Origin of the sequence: Lacisediminimonas sp. (assembly GCF_030645335.1) — a bacterium.
Lineage (GTDB): Bacteria > Pseudomonadota > Gammaproteobacteria > Burkholderiales > Burkholderiaceae_D > Lacisediminimonas.
This window is the reverse complement of the sequence record NZ_JAUSNH010000191.1, coordinates 1-16,020: the sequence shown is the minus strand read 5'-3', so window position 1 is coordinate 16,020 and position 16,020 is coordinate 1. Positions and strand designations below refer to the sequence as shown.

Below are 16,020 nucleotides of genomic sequence, written 5' to 3'. Positions count from 1 at the left end.
AGCCGCGCATAGTGCTCGCCGAGCGCCACCAGTTCGGTGGGCGTGATGGCCGGCGCACGCGGCAACAGGGTCGCGCGCAGGGCCGGCTTGGTGGTATGCAGCGACAAGGCCAGTGCCGGCTTCACCACGCCCAGCGGCAGGCGCTCGAATACACGGCGATCGCCGACGGTGGAGAACACCAGGTTCTTGTGTCCGATATTGCCTTCGGCGCCCAGCAGTTCGATCGCGTCCAGCACATTGTCCAGGTTGTGCGCCGGCTCGCCCATTCCCATGAAGACCACTTTTTTCACGGCGCGCATCGAGCGCGCCAGTGCGACTTGCGCGAGGATCTCGCCGCTCGTTACCTGGCGGACCAGGCCGCTACGGCCAGTCATGCAGAACTGACAGCCCACGGCGCAGCCCACCTGGCTGGAGACGCACACGCCGTCGCGCGGCAGCAGTACGCTTTCCACTGTCTGGCCATCGCCCAGGCCGACCAGCAAACGGGCCGACCCATCGTCGCTTGCATGCGATGAAACAAGCCGAGCCAGGGCGTGCAGTTCCCCGTCGATTTGCGGCAGCGCCTCGCGCAGCGCCTTGGGCAGGAAGTCATCGGGGCGGCGTCGCCCCTGTTCGTGCGGCCGCACTTGCAGCCAGTCGCGCAGCACGCGCTGTTCGTGAACCGGCAGCGCCCCCAGCTCGCGCAGGCGCAGGCGGATCGATTCAATTTGCATGGGGGATTCCCGGGGTGCGGCGCTGCGCCTTAAGCCAGCATTTGCGTCAACAGGAACAGGCCCGCCTTGATCATCGCGAAGACCACGCCTGATACGAATACCAAAGCCCCGGCGCCCACCGCAAGGCCAGCCGCCACCCAATAGCCGTCACGCTCGAGTATGCCCAGCGCAAGCATGGCGATGCCCAGTGCCGGCAGCATGTTCCCCAACGGAATCGGCAAGGCCAGCACCACCGCCAATACCAGGCACATCAGGCCGACCACGTATTCCATCGGCGGGGAGGCCAGGAAAGTCGCGCGCGGACGGAGCAGCTTTTCTGCCCGCTCCAGCCAGGGCACGATGCGGTTGATCAGCGCCAGGAAGTCGGTGCGCGCCAGCGAGCGTTTGGTGATGAATTTGGGCAGCCACGGCTTGCGGCCAAAGGCCAGTTGGGCCGCCAGGAAAATCAGCGGCGGGCCCAGCACGGTGGAGGTTCCCGGCGGCGTCGGCAGCACATTCGGGACGGCGAAAATGAACATCAGCGCGCCGATCGCCCGGTCGCCCAAGGCTGCCAGCAGGTCGCTGATGGCAATGCGTTCCCGGGACGTATCGTCTGCCAGTGCGCGCAGGGCTTCTGAAAAGACAACGCCTTCTTCGGTATTTCTCATTCAACTCCTGATTAGAATTCGTGAGCAGCGGGTCGACTGTGCAGCAGACGGGCCTGGTCGCTTGCCTGCATATGGGGTCGCGTATTGTCGCATCAATGATCCGGTGCTCCCATCTGTAGGTCTGTTCCCTGGCGCACAATGCAAACCACGGCAGATGCTTGGCCTGCCGGCCCCGCCGCAAGTGACACCTGCCAGGCGGCGCCAAAATCCCGCATAGTGTTCCTGCATGCAATATACTTTCTCCAGCCTCCAATCCCTGCTATCCGGGTGGTGCTTGTTTGATCCAGCGCATGTTGCAAAGGCCCTCTGAAATGCCGAAGAAAACCAGCGACGCAAGGCCTTCACCGCCGCCGCACAACCTGCGCGCAACCTTGAATGATGTGGCGCTGCAGGCCGGCGTGGATGTGTCCACCGCCTCGCGCGTGTTGAGCGGCGACAACAAGCAGCGGGTTGGCCAGGACACCCGCAACAGGATCCTGGAGGCGGCAAAAAGCCTCGATTACCATCCGAACATCACGGCGCGCAGCCTGCGGGTGGCCAAGACTTTTTCGCTCGGCATTGCGGTGCCGCAACTGGATAACCCGGTGTTTTCCCAGATGATCATCGGCGCCGAGCGTGGCGCCCGCGAGCGCGGCTATTCGTTGCTGATCGCACATATCGAAGAAGGCTCTTCCGACGACGCCGCCTATGAAAGGCTGGCCAGCACCAATCGCGTGGACGGCCTGCTGATCACGACGCTGGACGACAACAGTGTCGTGCTGAGCGCGGCGCAAAAAGCGCGGGTGCCGTTCATGTTATTGAATCGCACCGGGCCCGGCATCAGCAACTCGATTTATTTCGATAGCAATGCCGCGGCCAGGCTGGCGGTGGAACATTTGATCGGCCTGGGGCACACGCGGATTGCGCATCTGTCCGGCCAGCTCAATCCCTCGACGGGTATCGGCCGCTTTGCGGGTTACCGCGATGCGCTGGCCGATGCTGGCATTGCATTCGACCCGGAGCTGGTGGCGGTGTCGGGCTACACCATCAAGGGTGGCGCGCAAGCAATGCGCAAGGTATTGGAGCAGGCAAAGCAACGTCCCACCGCCGTTTTCCCGATCACCCTCGCGGCGGCAGCGGGCGCGATCATGGCGCTGCAGCAGTACGGCATACGCGTGCCCGAGGACCTGTCGGTGGTCACGGTGCATGACGGTCCGATTGCAGAAGCCATGTTTCCACCGCTGAGCACGGTACAGATGCCGGTCGAACAAATGGGCTACGACGGCGCCATCGGCCTGATCGACCTGATCGAAGGGCGCAAGACAACCACCAATGTGATGATGCAGCCGCAAGGCTTGATCATTCGCGGCTCGACGGCGCGGGTGCCGGGGGCAGGTACATAGCGCCGGCGGCCAGCTGTCCCGCTCGGCGGATTCCTGATTAGCGATTACTTCGGTATTTTTCCTGAAGCCAGCAGGCGTGTCCCGAGCTGGTCGGCCGCCATCAGGCAGGCAGCGATGCGCGCCGGATCTGCGGCCGGCTGCAGGTTGCCGATATAGGGCGCCGCATGCGTAAGCTGCGCAATGTCGGCCAGCTCGCTGGCCGACATGCCCGCTGCATTCATCTCGCCAAAACTGACGGGCAGGCCGAGTTCCATGCAGAAGCTGGCGTGCGCCTCGACCTCGGCAGCGGGCCGGTTTTCGGCAATCAACTGGACGATGGTGCCGAAAGCGACCAGTTCACCATGCAGGAATTTTCCCAATGTCGGATGCGCGGTGAATCCGCGCGTGAGCGCATGCGACAGCGATAGTCCGCCGCTTTCGAAGCCCAGGCCGCTCAACAGTACGGACGCTTCCGTGGCCCGTTCGACCGCTTCGTTCGGTGCGGCATGCAGGCGTACTTGTTGGACCGCATCGGCGCCAAACTCGAGGATGGTTTCATAGCATCGCTCGGCCAGCAGGCGTGCCGTTGGCAGCGACTCGGTGCCGAAAAAGTTCTTGCCGCCCGCGAGATGGCATTGGCTTGCTTCGAATTTTTTGCTGAGCGCGTCGCCCAGGCCAGCGATGAAAAAGCGGACCGGCGCACGCGCAATGATGCTGGTGTCCACCAGCACCACGTCCGGGTTGCGCGACAACATGTCGACACCGGCGATCCGGTGCTGTTCGTCGTACAACACGATCAGGCGGCTGGTCGGCGAATCGTTGGAGGCGATCGAGGGCGCAATCACCAGCCGCGCGCCGATTGCCTTGGCCACGCCCTTGGCCGTGTCGATGGTCTTGCCGCCGCCGAAGCCGATCACCAAATCAGCGCCGTGGCGCGCTGCCTGGTCGGCCAGCGCGGCGATGGCAGCTTTCGTGCATTCGCCTTCAAAGCGCAAGGGCAGGGCCTGTATGCCGGCCGCCGCCAGCGCATCATCCAGCGCCTGTCCGGCAGCCTGGCGGACGATATCGTCCGCCACCACCACCGGCGCCCGGCTGCCGAATTCCTTCAGCAGTGCACCGAGTTCCTTGATTGCGCCCGGACCCTGCAGGTACCTGCCCGGAAAACCGATTGTCTTGACTGCCATGTCGCTGTCCTTGGATTGAATCAACTGCCCCAGTAAAAGTCGCGCCTGCCGCCGTCGATGCAGACATGCTCGCCATTGATGAAGCCGGCCTGGCTTGAGCACAGGAAGGCGACCAGCGCCGCGACTTCGGATGGCTGGCAGGTGCGGCCAACCGGATTCTGGCTGGTCAGGCGGTGGCGCATTTCATCTGAAAATTGTGCGATCAGGTCGGTTTCCACATAGCCGGGGGCAATCGCGTTGGCGGTAATGCCGAACGGTCCCACTTCTTTCGACAAGGTTTGGGTAAAGCCCAAAATGCCGGCCTTGGCGGCGGCATAGTGCGCCACGCCGGGCCGGCCGCCGCCGGTGAAATTCATCGACGAGGTATTGACGATGCGCCCGAACCCGCCCGCCTTCATGTGCGGTATCACTTCACGCGACCACAGGAAGGTGCTTTTCATATGGACATGGATCATCTGGTCCCAGGCTTGCGCCGGCATGTTCTCTACCGGATAGGCAGGCTTGACGCCGATCCCGGCGTTGTTGACCAGGATATCGATGCGGCCAAAGCGTTGCGCCACCTGTGCGACCGTTTCCACCACCAGCGCTTCATCCGCCGCATCGCCCAGGCAGGACACCGCAAGGATGTCGTCGCGCGCAAGCTCTTCGACAGCTTGCGCTGCTGCCTTCGCATCGAGCTCGTTGATGACGATGATCGCGCCTTCGCGGCCAAGTGCCCTGGCATGTGCCAGGCCGATTCCGCGTGCGCCGCCGGTAATGATGGCAACTTTGCCCTGTAGTCCCAGATCCATCGTCAGCCTTTCAGTGCGCCGGCAGCCAGGCCTTTGATGAAATAGCGGCTGAGGAACATGAACATGATGAAGAGGGGGAGTGCGATCAATGTCGCGCCTGCCATCAACTCGCCCCAGCGTGCGTCGAAGGTGCCCAGGATCGACGCCAGTCCGACCGGCAGCGTCTTGTTGCCATCGCTATTGACCAGGATGTACGAAAACACATAGTCGGTCCACGACAGCAGGAACGAAAAAATCGCGACCGTGATGATGCCCGGCAGGGACAGTGGCAGCACCATCCGGAAGAAAGCGCCGGCGCGCGAGCAGCCGTCGACCATGGCAGCTTCTTCCAGGTCGAATGGCATGGCCTTGAAGAATCCCCACAGCATCCAGACGCCCAGCGGAATGCTCAGCGTGCAATGCGCCAGCACCACGGCGATCAGGTGATCGGCCAGGCCGGCCTGGGCAAAAATCGACAACAAGGGGATTGCCAGCAACAGCGGCGGAAACATGTACGCATACAACATGCTGGCGATGATCAGCGTTTTGCCCGGCACGCGGTAGCGCGTGACCACGTAGGCAATCACTACCGAAACCAGTAGCGTGATCACCACCACGGCCAAGGCCACCACCACACTGTTGGCGAACTGCAGCGGGTAATCGGTCAGCTCCAGCAGGTTGCGATAGGACGTGAATTTCCAGTCTATCGTTTGCGGGATCAGGGTCGGCTTGGCGAACAGGTCGCGTTCCGGGCGCAGGCTGGAAACCACCATCCAGTAGATCGGGAAAAACGACCACAGCCCGAGGATCGCCGCGGCGATCAGCGTCATCGTGCGCAACGCAATGGAACGTCCTTTCATGCGTTGTCATCCTTTCCGTCAAGCGGATAAAAATAGAAGTACACCAGGATCAGCACCGACAGCACGGCAAACGACAGGGTCGCAATCGCGGCGCCGCCGCCAACGTCGTATTGCATGAACGCCCGCCGGTATGCCATCACCGGCAGATGCTCGGTGGCGGACAAGGGACCGCCCTTGGTCATCAGCCAGATGATGTCGAATTTATTGAACATCCAGATGCTGCGCAACAGGACGATCACCATCAGCATCGGGACCAGCATCGGAATGGTCACATGCCAGAACCGTCTTACCGGTCCGGCGCCGTCCACCCGCGCTGCTTCGTACAGCGACTTCGGAATCGTCTGCAGCGCCGCCAGGAAGGAAATGGTCACGAAGGGGGTCCAGGTCCAGACGCTGGCAACGACCACGATCATCATCGCCATCGTCGGATTTTCAAACCAGGCCGGTCGGCCAAACCCGAGCTGTTCGGCCCAGATGGTGAACAGTCCGAGGCTGCCGTCGAGCAGCCACTGGAACGCGACTGCGACCACCACGGTGGGCAACAGGTAAGGCAGGATGGCCAGGCCGCGGATCACTGGCCGGCCGAAAAATGGCTGGTCCAGCAACAGCGCGCAAGCAATGCCCAGCACGACCTGGAATACGATGGTCAGTACGCCAAAGGTGACGCCAACGCCGAACGCGCGCCAGAAGGCCGGTTCGTTCAGCACACGGGAATAGTTGGCCAGGCCGACCCAGGTGCGGGCCGACACAAACGATTCGGACTGATAGAAGCTGAGCTGGATCGCGTGCAACACGGGAAAGAGAATCAGCAGCAGCGTGACGAGCACGCTGGCGATGAACGCAATCAATAGAAGCTTGTCACTCGTGGTACGGAAAGAAAGCATGGGCCTCGACGCCTCGGAAGACGGATATCAACGGGTATTTCACGGACGTTCATGCATCACCAATGCTGCACGAATTCCGCATGAATTCCGCCCGACGCGCGAGCGTCAGGCGGAAACCGGGTCAGGCCGTGGGCGTCAGAGCACTGTCCGGTACTTGGCGCACATGACATCGACCGCTTCGGAAGACGCCATGTTTTTGTACAGGACGTTCTGGATCGCGTCGCAAATCGCGAAGGTCTCGAACATCTTGCCGGGCCGCAGGTCAATCGACGGACCTTCCGTGTCGATCGAGCGGATCGCCACGTCCTTGCGGGTCAACATGCTCTTCATGAATTCCACCAGCTCGGCATGCTTCTCGACCAGCGGGTGAGCGCGCCAGCGGATATCGTCATACACGTCCATGCGCGGCGGCTGGAAGTGCAAGGGCGCCGAATGCAGGAAGTTGATGTAATGGTTTTCGGTAAACCATTCCATGAATTTCATCGACTCGTTCTTCATGGGCGTATTCAGCAATACCCAGCCATCGTAGCCATGATTGACTGCCGACGCCTTGCCCGCGCTATCCGGATACATGAAGAAGCCGGTGCTCTTCACCAGGTCGGGGGCTTTGTCTTCAATCACTTCCATCAGGCGGCCGGCATACGGTGCATGCGCGATCTGTCCGCCGGAATACTGGCCGAGCACGGTGCCGAACAATGCCTGGGTCATGCCCGAAGGCATGCTGGGCGACATTTTTTTCATGAAGTCGAGATAGTTGATCATCTTCGGCTTCATTTCAGCGTTGTCCAGGATCAGCTTGAAATTCTTGTCCAGCATGCGCACGCCGTCAGCCCAGATGTAGCCGATCGACATCCACTGGGTTGCTGCGTTTGCGCCGACCGGGTGGCCTGCGCCGAACTTGCCGTCAGCGGTCAGCACCTTGCAGTTCTCCGCCATCTGGTCCATCGTGGTCGGCACTTTCAGGCCCTTTTGCTGGTACAGGTCCTTGCGGTAGTACATCCAGCAAAAGTTGTAGTCGTACGGGTACCAGTAATTCTCGCCCTTTACCGGGAACAGGATGTTCGGGCCCCACTTGTGCTTTTTGACCAGTTTGGTCAGCGGCACCAGTTTGCCGGCTTCGGCCAGCAGCAGCACATGGCCGGCGAAAGCCAGGGTGCCGATGTCGTAGGGTGCGCCGGCCGCGATCGATGCCTGGATCTTGGAATAGGCAGCGTCCGGCGGCACGGTATCGATTACCACCTTGACACCGAATTTCTTTTCATACTCCGCTGCCGCCACGCGCAGTGCGCGTACCGAGTCACGGCCCGGTTCGGCATTCAGGAAACGCAGCGTCTTTTGCTGGGCCATCACGGCAGGCGCGCCGACAGTCATCAGCGCAACGCCTGCGGCAACCGACTTCAGCAGGTCGCGCCTGCCTACAGGGGCTGGCGCCTGGGCAATTGCCGCTTCTTGCGCCAGGATATCGAGTTCATTGTTTTGTTTCACTTCAGTCTCCTCCGGTTTTTTTGAACAATCTCGGGACTACTCTCACTTCCACGGCTTTACGGCAGCGCCAGGTTGACCCCGGACGACGCATCGAACAAATGCAGATGGGCTTGCTCGAACATGAGGCGATAGTGTTCGCCGGCCCGTATTTCATCCTGGCGTGGCGTCAGCACACGGATGCGCTCCGGTGCGGCAGATCCGTTGCCGGGCCGGGTTTCCAGCAAGGTCAATGTATGGGGCCCCATTTGCTCGACCAATGCGATGGTCGCTGCAATGCCTGCGGCTGTATCGCTTTCGCCTTGCATGCGCACGTGCTCGGGGCGTATCCCCAATACCACCTGAGAGCCGGGGGTGGCGCGCTGCACCAGTTGGTCCGGCAGGGATACCGACATGCCCGCTGCCTGGAACACGACCTTGCCCTGCGAAGCTTGCAGGATGCCCGTGACCAGGTTCATTTCCGGTGCGCCGATGAAGCCGGCGACAAACAGATTGGCCGGCGCGTCGTACACTTCCAGCGGCCTGCCCACTTGCTGGATGCGGCCCTGGCTCATGATCACGATGCGGTCGCCCAGGGTCATGGCCTCGACCTGGTCGTGCGTGACATAAATCATGTTGGTGCCGACCCGCTTGTGCAATTGCGCGATTTCTTCACGCATGCGAATGCGCAGCTTGGCGTCCAGGTTCGACAGCGGCTCGTCCAGCAGGAAGGCTTCGGGCGAGCGCACCAGCGCGCGTCCCAGCGAGACCCGTTGCATCTGCCCGCCCGACAGTTGGCGCGGCTTGCGCTGCAGCAGGTTCTCGATGCTCAGCATCTGCGCCGCCCAGCGCACTTTCTTTTCTATCTCGGCAGCGGAGTTCTTGCGCATGCGCAGCCCGAACGCCAGGTTTTCATAGACTGACTTGTGGGGATACAGCGCATAGTTCTGGAACACCATGGCGATATTGCGCTCGGCCGGCTGCAACTGTGTCACATCCCGCTCGCCGATGCGTATGCTGCCTTCGCTGACATCCTCGAGTCCTGCGATCATGCGCAAGGTGGTCGACTTTCCACATCCGGATGGCCCGACCAGCACAATGAATTCGCCGTCGGCCATGTCCAGGTTGAACTGGTCCACCACGGCCTGTTCGCCGTAGCGTTTGCTGACCTGCGCCAAAGAAATTTTCGCCATCTTTTATCCCGGCATCCGCGACAGCGCATGGTTCACGGCCACCAGGCCCGCCTGCGCATCCTTGTAGATGCAAAACAGTTTGTCGTAGAACGCAACCCTGGCCGGATCCGGCACCGACCGGTCGACGATGCGTGCGCATTTTTTGGCAGCGCTCATTTCATCGCTGAACACGCCGATCCCGACGCCGGCCAGCAAGGCTGCGCCGAATGACGCATCGGTCGTCTCGGGCAGCAGGATCTCTACATTCAGGATGTCGGCCACGATCTGGCGCCAGGTTGCGCTCTTGGAGCCACCACCGATGATGCGGGCGGTCTTGATGTCCATGCCCTGGGCCCGGAACTGGTCCAGCACATCGCGCAGCGAAAAGGCAATGCCTTCATAGATGGCGCGTGAAAAATGCGCCTTGTCATGGCGGAAGCTCATGCCGACAAAATCAGCGCGCAGCAGCGGGTCCCAGTAGGGCGCCCGTTCGCCTTGCAGGTAGGGATGGAACAGCAATCCTTCAGCACCCGGCGCGACCGAGGCGGCCAGGCGATCCATTTCCGCAAACACGGCGCTGCCGTCGGCGCCTGGCGTCATCAGGAAGCGGTCGCGGAACCAGCGGTGCGCCGAGGCGCAGCTATTGGTGCCGGTAATGACATACCAAAGCCCCGGCACCGCCAGCGGATAATTGATCAGCGTGGGATGCACATGGGGCGTCTTGCTGACCACGCTGACGGTGCCGGCTGTGGCCAGTTTGACCGTGCCATCGCCGGCTTCGACCGAGCCGGCGCCGAAAGTTTCAGCCGATGTGTCGGAGGTGCCGCAGACCACGGGCGTGCCTTCGGCAAGACCGGTTTGCCTGGCCGCATCGGCCGTGACTTTGCCGACCACGGTGGTCGGGTTGACCAGTGGCGGCAAGGTGGCGATGTTCCATTGGGCGAGCTCGCACAGTTCTTGCGACCAGGCGTCCCGGGCCGGATCGAACAGCAAGGTGCCGACTGCCTCGGTGCGGTCGGTTTCCCAGGTTCCGGTCAGGCGCGAGCGCAACCAATCCTTGGCGACATACACACGGGCCGTCTTGCGCACGGCTTCCGGCTCATGGCGCACCAGCCACAGGAACTGCGGCATGGTCCAGGTTGGCGCCGGCCGGTTCAGGCCCAGCGCCAGGATGCGATCGCCGTGCGCGGCCTGCAGCTCGCGTGATTCCTCGCCGCTGCGCTGGTCGTTCCACAGGATTGCCGGACGCACCAGATTGCCTTGCGCATCTTCCAGCACCGGTGTGTGCGCGCCGGCGCTGAACGAAATGGCGGCAATGTCGGTGGCTGCAATGCCCGCTTCGGCCAGGGCCAGCGGCACCGTGCTGCAGACAGCGCGCCACCATTCGGCCGGATCCTGTTCGCTCCACAGCGGCTTGGGCGAATGGGTGGCGATATCCGCCGCCGCACTGCCGCAAACCTTGCCATCGGAATCGATGATCATGGTCTTCAGGCTGCCGGCCCCCATGTCGATGCCCATCAGCCAGGACTTTTTCATCGCCGTGGCGCCGGTCGCGTTGGGGGTGTCGCTCGCGCTGCTCGCGGGTCGGATAGCGCTCATGCCGGGGCAACGCCAGCCAATGCCGCATCGATCTGGATCGGCATGTTCAGCCCGTAGGTGCAATGGCCCACGCTGGCATTGGCAGCCTCGCGCCGGCCGAGGGCCGAGCGCGTGTCGGCGTCAAAAGGGATTCGCCCGTCGATCACGGCCAGGGTAATCAGCGACAGGGCGGAGGGTGTCTGCGACTCAATCTGCACCGCTGCATTGGCCGCGTAACTCGGGCGGCAGGTGTTCGGGCAGTAGGCGCAAGTGGTCAGGTCTTTACGGAAATCGCTCATGCGTAGTCCTTATGATTCCCAGGTCGAGCCGGCCGGCTGCCTGAGTCCAAGTTTGCCTGGATTGATCAGATTGTCGGGATCCAGACCGTCCTTCAAAATCTGCAGCAGGTCCATCCCGGTATTCAACTCCTGGCGAACCCAGGCATTGCGGAACAGTCCGGCCCCGTGGTGATGCGCCACCGAACCGCCCATTTCCAGGCAGATCGTTTCAATCCGGTCCCATGCCAGCCGATGCAGGCGGATCGCTTCGTCGTGCGGCAGCGGCGGCAGGCGCAGGGTCATGTACTGGCAGGCGCCTTCAGGATAGATATGCGACCAGTGCGCACCGAAATACATGTCCGGATGAACCGCATGCGCGGCTTCGCTCATGGCGGCGTACATGTCATGCAGGCGGGTCCAGGTGCCGGTAATTTCGATCGTGTCCATGTAGTAGCCTTCGCTTTGCCACTTGGTCGAGTAGGAGTGGAAGCGTGACGATTCCCAATGCTCGTAGGGTCCATTGCCGGCGACCACCGCATCATGGCGGGCGCAAATGGACAGGGCCAGTGCCCGTTCGACATTGGCCAGGTCTTTCAAGCCGCTGAATTTCATGATGCAAAGGATCGGGCGGGCGACGAACTCCGGCATGGATTCGGTGCGTTGTCCGCTTTCGATTGCGTCATACAGGCGGATCACTTCCGGACGCAGTTCGCTCTGGACCACTTCGCGCAGGGCATTGAAGCCGTCCTCGATGTTCTTGAATGCCAATACCACGGCACTGGAATGCTCCGGCTTGCGCCAGATCCGCAGCGTCACTTCGGTAATGAAGCCGAGTACGCCTTCGGAGCCGACCAGCAAATCCTTGATGCTTGGCCCGACCGCGCGGCGCGCCACCGGGCGCACTTCCAGCGCCTTTCCGTTGGGCAGCACGGCTTTCAGGCCGATCACCATGTCTTCGATCTTGCCGTAGCGGGACGAAGCCTGGCCGGCGCCGCGGCACGCGACCCAGCCGCCGACGGTGGACATGGCGATCGACTGCGGCAAATGGCCGGCGGTATAGCCATTGCGCTCCAGTTCCTGCTCGAACTGCATGCCGTTCATGCCGGCTTGCACGGTGACGGTGCCATCGATGGGATTGATTTCGACAATGCGATTGAGCCGCTTCAGGTCAACCATCACTTCGCCGACCAGCGGTATGGTGCCGCCCAGCACGCCCGAACCGGCGCCAAACGGGATCAGCGCAATCCGGTGCTGCCGGGCGTACGCCACGATCGCCATGATTTCTTCGGCAGAGGCGGGCGAGACAATGGCTGCCGGCAGCGTGGCCGGCAAGGCATGGCTGCGCAGCCGGAACAGGCCATAGGGAAGGCGATCCCGGCAATAGGCATACCGATGGGCCGTTCCGGTCAATACGTTTTCCGGGCCGACGATGGCCGAAAACCCGGCGAGGACGCTCGCCTGCAAACCGGGGCTTGCTGGTGCAAGGGGGTCCTGGTTGATCAGATCCATACTTTTTTATCCTTGCGCGTGACAGCGCCAAGTCAATTGAACAAACGATTGTGCAAATTGTCTGCCAGAACTATTTCGATGTCAATTGTTTTGGTTTGGGCAAGGAATTACATTTTCTTGCCGCAAGGTAAAACGTAAAATACGGCACGCGCCGGATAACAGGCGCGGCTTCTAACAGGAAACGACGCGCGTGTTGAACTCCCCCTTGCTGCTACGGCTTTTTCCTTTCCTTCATCACTGGCCCGCATTCAGCAAGCACACGCTCAGGGCGGACCTGGTCGCCGGCCTCACCGGCGGCATTATCCTGGTGCCGCAGGGCGTCGCCTTTGCCACCATTGCCGGCATGCCGCCCGAATTTGGCCTGTATGCGGCAATGATCCCGGCCATCGTTGCCGCGCTTTGGGGGTCTTCCTGGCACCTGGTTTCGGGCCCGACCACGGCGATATCGATTGTCGTGTTCGCAACCATCAGTCCGCTGGCGCCGGCAGGTTCGCCGGAATACATCAAGCTGGTGCTGACGCTGACACTGCTGGTGGGTATTTTCCAGCTGATGCTTGGCCTGCTGCGGCTGGGCACCCTGGTCAATTTTGTTTCGCATACGGTGGTGGTCGGCTTCACGGCCGGCGCCGCCGTGCTGATTGCCGGCAGCCAGGTCAGCAATTTCTTTGGCATTGCCATTCCGCGCGGATCGTCGATGTGGCGGGTTGCGGAGACTTTCTTCAGCAAGGCCGACCAGATCAACTGGTACGTCATGGCGGTGGCGCTGGTGACGGTAGTCGCCGGCGTGATCGTGCGCCGCCACGTTCCGCGCATTCCGTTCCTGATTGCGGCCATGCTCACCGGCAGCTTGCTCGCATTCGTCTTCAACCTGGTCCATGGCGAGGCGATCACCGGCATCACCAGCATTGGCGCGCTGTCGGTCGGATTGCCGCCATTGTCGATGCCGGATTTCTCGCTCGGCACGATTGAAAAGCTCACGCCGATCGCCATTGCCGTTGCGCTTTTGGCGCTGACCGAAGCGGTGTCGATCTCGCGCGCGATTGCATTGAAATCGGGGCAGCGGATCGACGGCAACCAGGAATTCATTGGCCAGGGCTTGTCCAATCTGTCGGGCGCTTTCTTCTCCGGCTATGCCTCCAGCGGATCATTCAACCGCAGCGGACTGAACTTCGCCGCCGGCGCCAGGACGCCACTGGCGGCGATTTCATCGGCCGTGTTCCTGCTGGTGATCGTGATCTTCCTGGCGCCGCTGGCCAAATACCTGCCGACTGCGGCGATGGCGGGCATCCTGTTCCTGGTGGCCTGGGGCCTGGTCGACGTCAAGGAAATCAAGCAAGTATTGAAAGTCAGCCGTCCGGAATCCGCCGTCCTGGTCGCTACCTTCATCGCGACGCTGACGCTGGACCTGGAATTTGCCATTTATATCGGCGTACTGCTGTCGCTGGTGCTGTACCTGAACCGCACTTCGCGTCCGCCGCTGGAGGACGTCAAGCCCGACCCTTCCGGCAGCTCGACGGTATTTGTCCCCAACACGAATGTGCCTGATGGTGGACAACTCCGGATCGTGCGCCTGAACGGATCGATTTTCTTTGGATCGGTCAATCACCTGCAAGAGTGTTTTGACCAGTTGCGCAGCCAGAATCCGCAGCAGAAAAACCTGTTGCTGGTTGCCTCCGGCATTAACTTCATCGACCTGGCCGGCGCGCATTTGTTGGCGGAAGAAGCAAAGCGCCGGCGGGCGCAAGGCGGCGCATTGTTTATCTGCCTGCTGAAAGATGAGCCGGCGGCAATGCTGGACAAGAGTGGCGCAAGCGCCCATATCGGTCGGGAAAACATCATGCCGGTCGGCACGGATGTGATGAAAGGCGTCCACGCCCGGATCGACATTGACGCCAGTGGTCTGCGCCAGTCGCACGACCCGCATATTGCGTCCCTGTAGAAACGCCAGCACCGGCCGAAGCGGGCGCTGGCTGATTCACGGGAGGCGCCCGCGAGCGGCTGCACGGGACGCGCCTGCGAGCGCTGCACAGAACTGCACCGCCGCTGCATCGCCGGGCGCCGCTTCAGGTCTCGTTGTATTTTGCAACGAAGTTGCGGTCGATCCGTTCTTTCCAGTTCCACACCCAGTTGCCCTGCCAGCCGAGCGCGCCCCAGGAGGCCACGGCATGATGGCCGCCGCTGCCGATCAGGGCCAGGTGGCGGCGTTGCGGCAGGTAGCGTGTCAGGTGCCGGCCACGTACGCTGGCCAGGATATTGTCGGCCAGTATCGGCCCCATCCGTACCGCCACTACGCCCGCTTTCGGCAAGGCCGGCTCCCAGCTTGCACAGTCGCCTGCCGCAAAAACATGCGGATGCGAGCGCGCGCGCAGCATGTCGTCCACGCGGATGAACCCATTGCGGTCCACGGACAGGCCGGAGCGCCCCGGCCATTCATGGGCTTGCGCGCCGGTGGCCCACAGCACGGCATCGGTGGCGATGGCCGCGCCCGACGTACTGGTGACCTGGTCGCCATCCAGCGCCGCGAACTTGAATTCGTAATGAACCCGGATACCGGCCCGCGCCAGATGCTTGCGCATGATGCTGGCCGCCATTGCCGAATGTCCCGACATCAGCTGGCTGCCTTGTGTGGCCAATGAAAATTCGAATTTCACCGCGGGCGCCAGCACGGTGAGTTGATGCCTGGCGGCCAGGATCGATTCGACGCCGGCGGCGCCGCCGCCGATCATCAGCACCCGCCAGCTCGAGCCTGGCGGCAATGCCTGCACCGTGCCCAGCAAGCGGTTCCAGCGCTCGTGCAATTGTGCCAGCGGCCGCATCGGCAACACCATGATCCGGTCGCTTTGCGGCACATGCAGTGTGGCGCCGTGGTTCAGGGAAAGCCAGTTGTAGTCCAGCGGCGCACCGCTGGAGAGGAACAATTGCGAACGGTGGGTGTCGAGTGCGGAGACGGAATCGAGCAGGAAGGTCGCACCGGCGCGCTGGCACAGGCGCTGGAAGTCGATACAGCAGTCATTCCAGTCGTAATGACCGGCCAGCCAGCCGGGCACCATGCCGGAGTAGGGCGCCAGCGCATACGGCGACACCAGCACCACCCGTGTATCGTCAAGCGGGCGGCTGGCCAGTACGCGCAGCACTTGCGCGTGTGCGTGGCCAGCGCCTACCAGTACCAGTTGTTTCATTCTTGCTCCTGCTGATGCGCTTGCTGTCGTCGCGGTGTTTTTTTGCTTGCCAATGTTACACGTCTTGCCGGCAGTCACCATCTGAGGCGGATTCGGCGGCCCTTATTCCAGCCACGCGGCAGGGACCAAGTCGAGGTCGGCCGGGCGATCGATGTCGTGCATCATGGGCAGCTCGGCCGCGTCCAGCTGCAACTCCGCAAGCCGCGCCCGGGTCTGCGACATCACGCGGGGCGTGCTCCAGTCGATGTGCTCGAACAGCCGCGCGAAACCGGCTGGCGGCAGCGACGCCGGTTCTCCCGCATCCAGCACGCGCACAAGCAGCGCAGCAGAGAACCCCACCAGCCCATAGCCGCCGTCGAATGTCGGCGCGAATACGGCCGGCCGCGTCTGCAGGTGCTGCGCGGCCTGGCGCAATCGGGCCGCG

Annotated in this window: 15 protein-coding genes; 2 read left to right on the top strand and 13 right to left on the bottom strand. The window is 62.3% G+C overall.

From position 1 onward, the window contains the following. Nucleotides 1-713 (bottom strand): radical SAM protein (locus Q7T64_RS13440; RefSeq protein ID WP_304796599.1); only part of this gene is annotated, 713 nt, incomplete at its 3' end. A 29-nt stretch (nucleotides 714-742) separates the two neighbouring features. Beyond that, nucleotides 743-1,360, bottom strand: coding sequence for an exopolysaccharide biosynthesis protein (locus Q7T64_RS13435; protein WP_304796596.1), 618 nt, complete (start codon nucleotides 1,358-1,360; stop codon nucleotides 743-745). Between the two features lie 311 nt (nucleotides 1,361-1,671). Between Q7T64_RS13435 and Q7T64_RS13430 the strand changes: the two genes are divergently transcribed. After that, a complete protein-coding gene (locus Q7T64_RS13430; protein WP_304796593.1) occupies nucleotides 1,672-2,742 on the top strand; it encodes a LacI family DNA-binding transcriptional regulator in 1,071 nt (356 codons plus the stop codon). A 44-nt stretch (nucleotides 2,743-2,786) separates the two neighbouring features. On the opposite strand, the gene Q7T64_RS13425 is transcribed toward Q7T64_RS13430, so the two are convergent. The 9 genes from Q7T64_RS13425 to Q7T64_RS13385 all read right to left on the bottom strand — a co-directional run bounded on the left by Q7T64_RS13425 (nucleotide 2,787) and on the right by Q7T64_RS13385 (nucleotide 12,417). Next, entirely contained in the window at nucleotides 2,787-3,905 is a 1,119-nt protein-coding gene (locus tag Q7T64_RS13425; protein ID WP_304796588.1) for a glycerol dehydrogenase, read from the bottom strand. Between the two features lie 20 nt (nucleotides 3,906-3,925). Beyond that, nucleotides 3,926-4,696: an SDR family NAD(P)-dependent oxidoreductase gene (locus Q7T64_RS13420; protein WP_304796584.1), complete on the bottom strand. Its 771-nt coding sequence runs from the start codon at nucleotides 4,694-4,696 to the stop codon at nucleotides 3,926-3,928. A gap of 2 nt (nucleotides 4,697-4,698) precedes the next feature. Beyond that, nucleotides 4,699-5,535, bottom strand: a complete 837-nt coding sequence (locus tag Q7T64_RS13415; protein ID WP_304796581.1) for a carbohydrate ABC transporter permease — start codon at nucleotides 5,533-5,535, stop codon at nucleotides 4,699-4,701. Next, nucleotides 5,532-6,419 (bottom strand): carbohydrate ABC transporter permease, encoded by an 888-nt coding sequence (locus tag Q7T64_RS13410; protein ID WP_304796578.1) that lies wholly within the window; start codon nucleotides 6,417-6,419, stop codon nucleotides 5,532-5,534. Before Q7T64_RS13410 ends, Q7T64_RS13415 begins: the two co-directional genes overlap by 4 nt. Nucleotides 6,420-6,554: 135 nt before the next feature. Then, the gene (locus Q7T64_RS13405; protein ID WP_304796575.1) at nucleotides 6,555-7,904 is read right to left on the bottom strand and encodes an ABC transporter substrate-binding protein; all 1,350 of its coding nucleotides are present in this window, start codon (nucleotides 7,902-7,904) and stop codon (nucleotides 6,555-6,557) included. Between the two features lie 56 nt (nucleotides 7,905-7,960). Continuing rightward, nucleotides 7,961-9,073: an ABC transporter ATP-binding protein gene (locus Q7T64_RS13400; protein WP_304796572.1), complete on the bottom strand. Its 1,113-nt coding sequence runs from the start codon at nucleotides 9,071-9,073 to the stop codon at nucleotides 7,961-7,963. Between the two features lie 3 nt (nucleotides 9,074-9,076). Continuing rightward, on the bottom strand, nucleotides 9,077-10,651 hold the full coding sequence (gene xylB, locus Q7T64_RS13395) for a xylulokinase (protein ID WP_304796568.1): 1,575 nt from the start codon (nucleotides 10,649-10,651) through the stop codon (nucleotides 9,077-9,079). Further along, nucleotides 10,648-10,929, bottom strand: coding sequence for a hypothetical protein (locus Q7T64_RS13390; protein WP_304796563.1), 282 nt, complete (start codon nucleotides 10,927-10,929; stop codon nucleotides 10,648-10,650). The genes xylB and Q7T64_RS13390 overlap by 4 nt, the downstream gene beginning before the upstream one ends. Before the next feature lie 9 nt (nucleotides 10,930-10,938). Continuing rightward, nucleotides 10,939-12,417: an FAD-binding oxidoreductase gene (locus Q7T64_RS13385; protein WP_304796560.1), complete on the bottom strand. Its 1,479-nt coding sequence runs from the start codon at nucleotides 12,415-12,417 to the stop codon at nucleotides 10,939-10,941. Between the two features lie 190 nt (nucleotides 12,418-12,607). Here Q7T64_RS13385 and Q7T64_RS13380 point away from each other — a divergent pair, with 190 nt between their 5' ends. After that, entirely contained in the window at nucleotides 12,608-14,356 is a 1,749-nt protein-coding gene (locus tag Q7T64_RS13380; protein ID WP_304796555.1) for a SulP family inorganic anion transporter, read from the top strand. Between the two features lie 124 nt (nucleotides 14,357-14,480). Here Q7T64_RS13380 and Q7T64_RS13375 read toward each other — a convergent pair whose 3' ends face one another. Both Q7T64_RS13375 and Q7T64_RS13370 read right to left on the bottom strand, forming a co-directional pair. Then, nucleotides 14,481-15,596, bottom strand: a complete 1,116-nt coding sequence (locus Q7T64_RS13375; protein WP_304796552.1) for an FAD-dependent oxidoreductase — start codon at nucleotides 15,594-15,596, stop codon at nucleotides 14,481-14,483. Nucleotides 15,597-15,698: 102 nt separating this feature from the next. Next, nucleotides 15,699-16,020: DUF2064 domain-containing protein (locus Q7T64_RS13370; RefSeq protein WP_304796549.1), on the bottom strand; the 322-nt coding region annotated here is incomplete at its 5' end.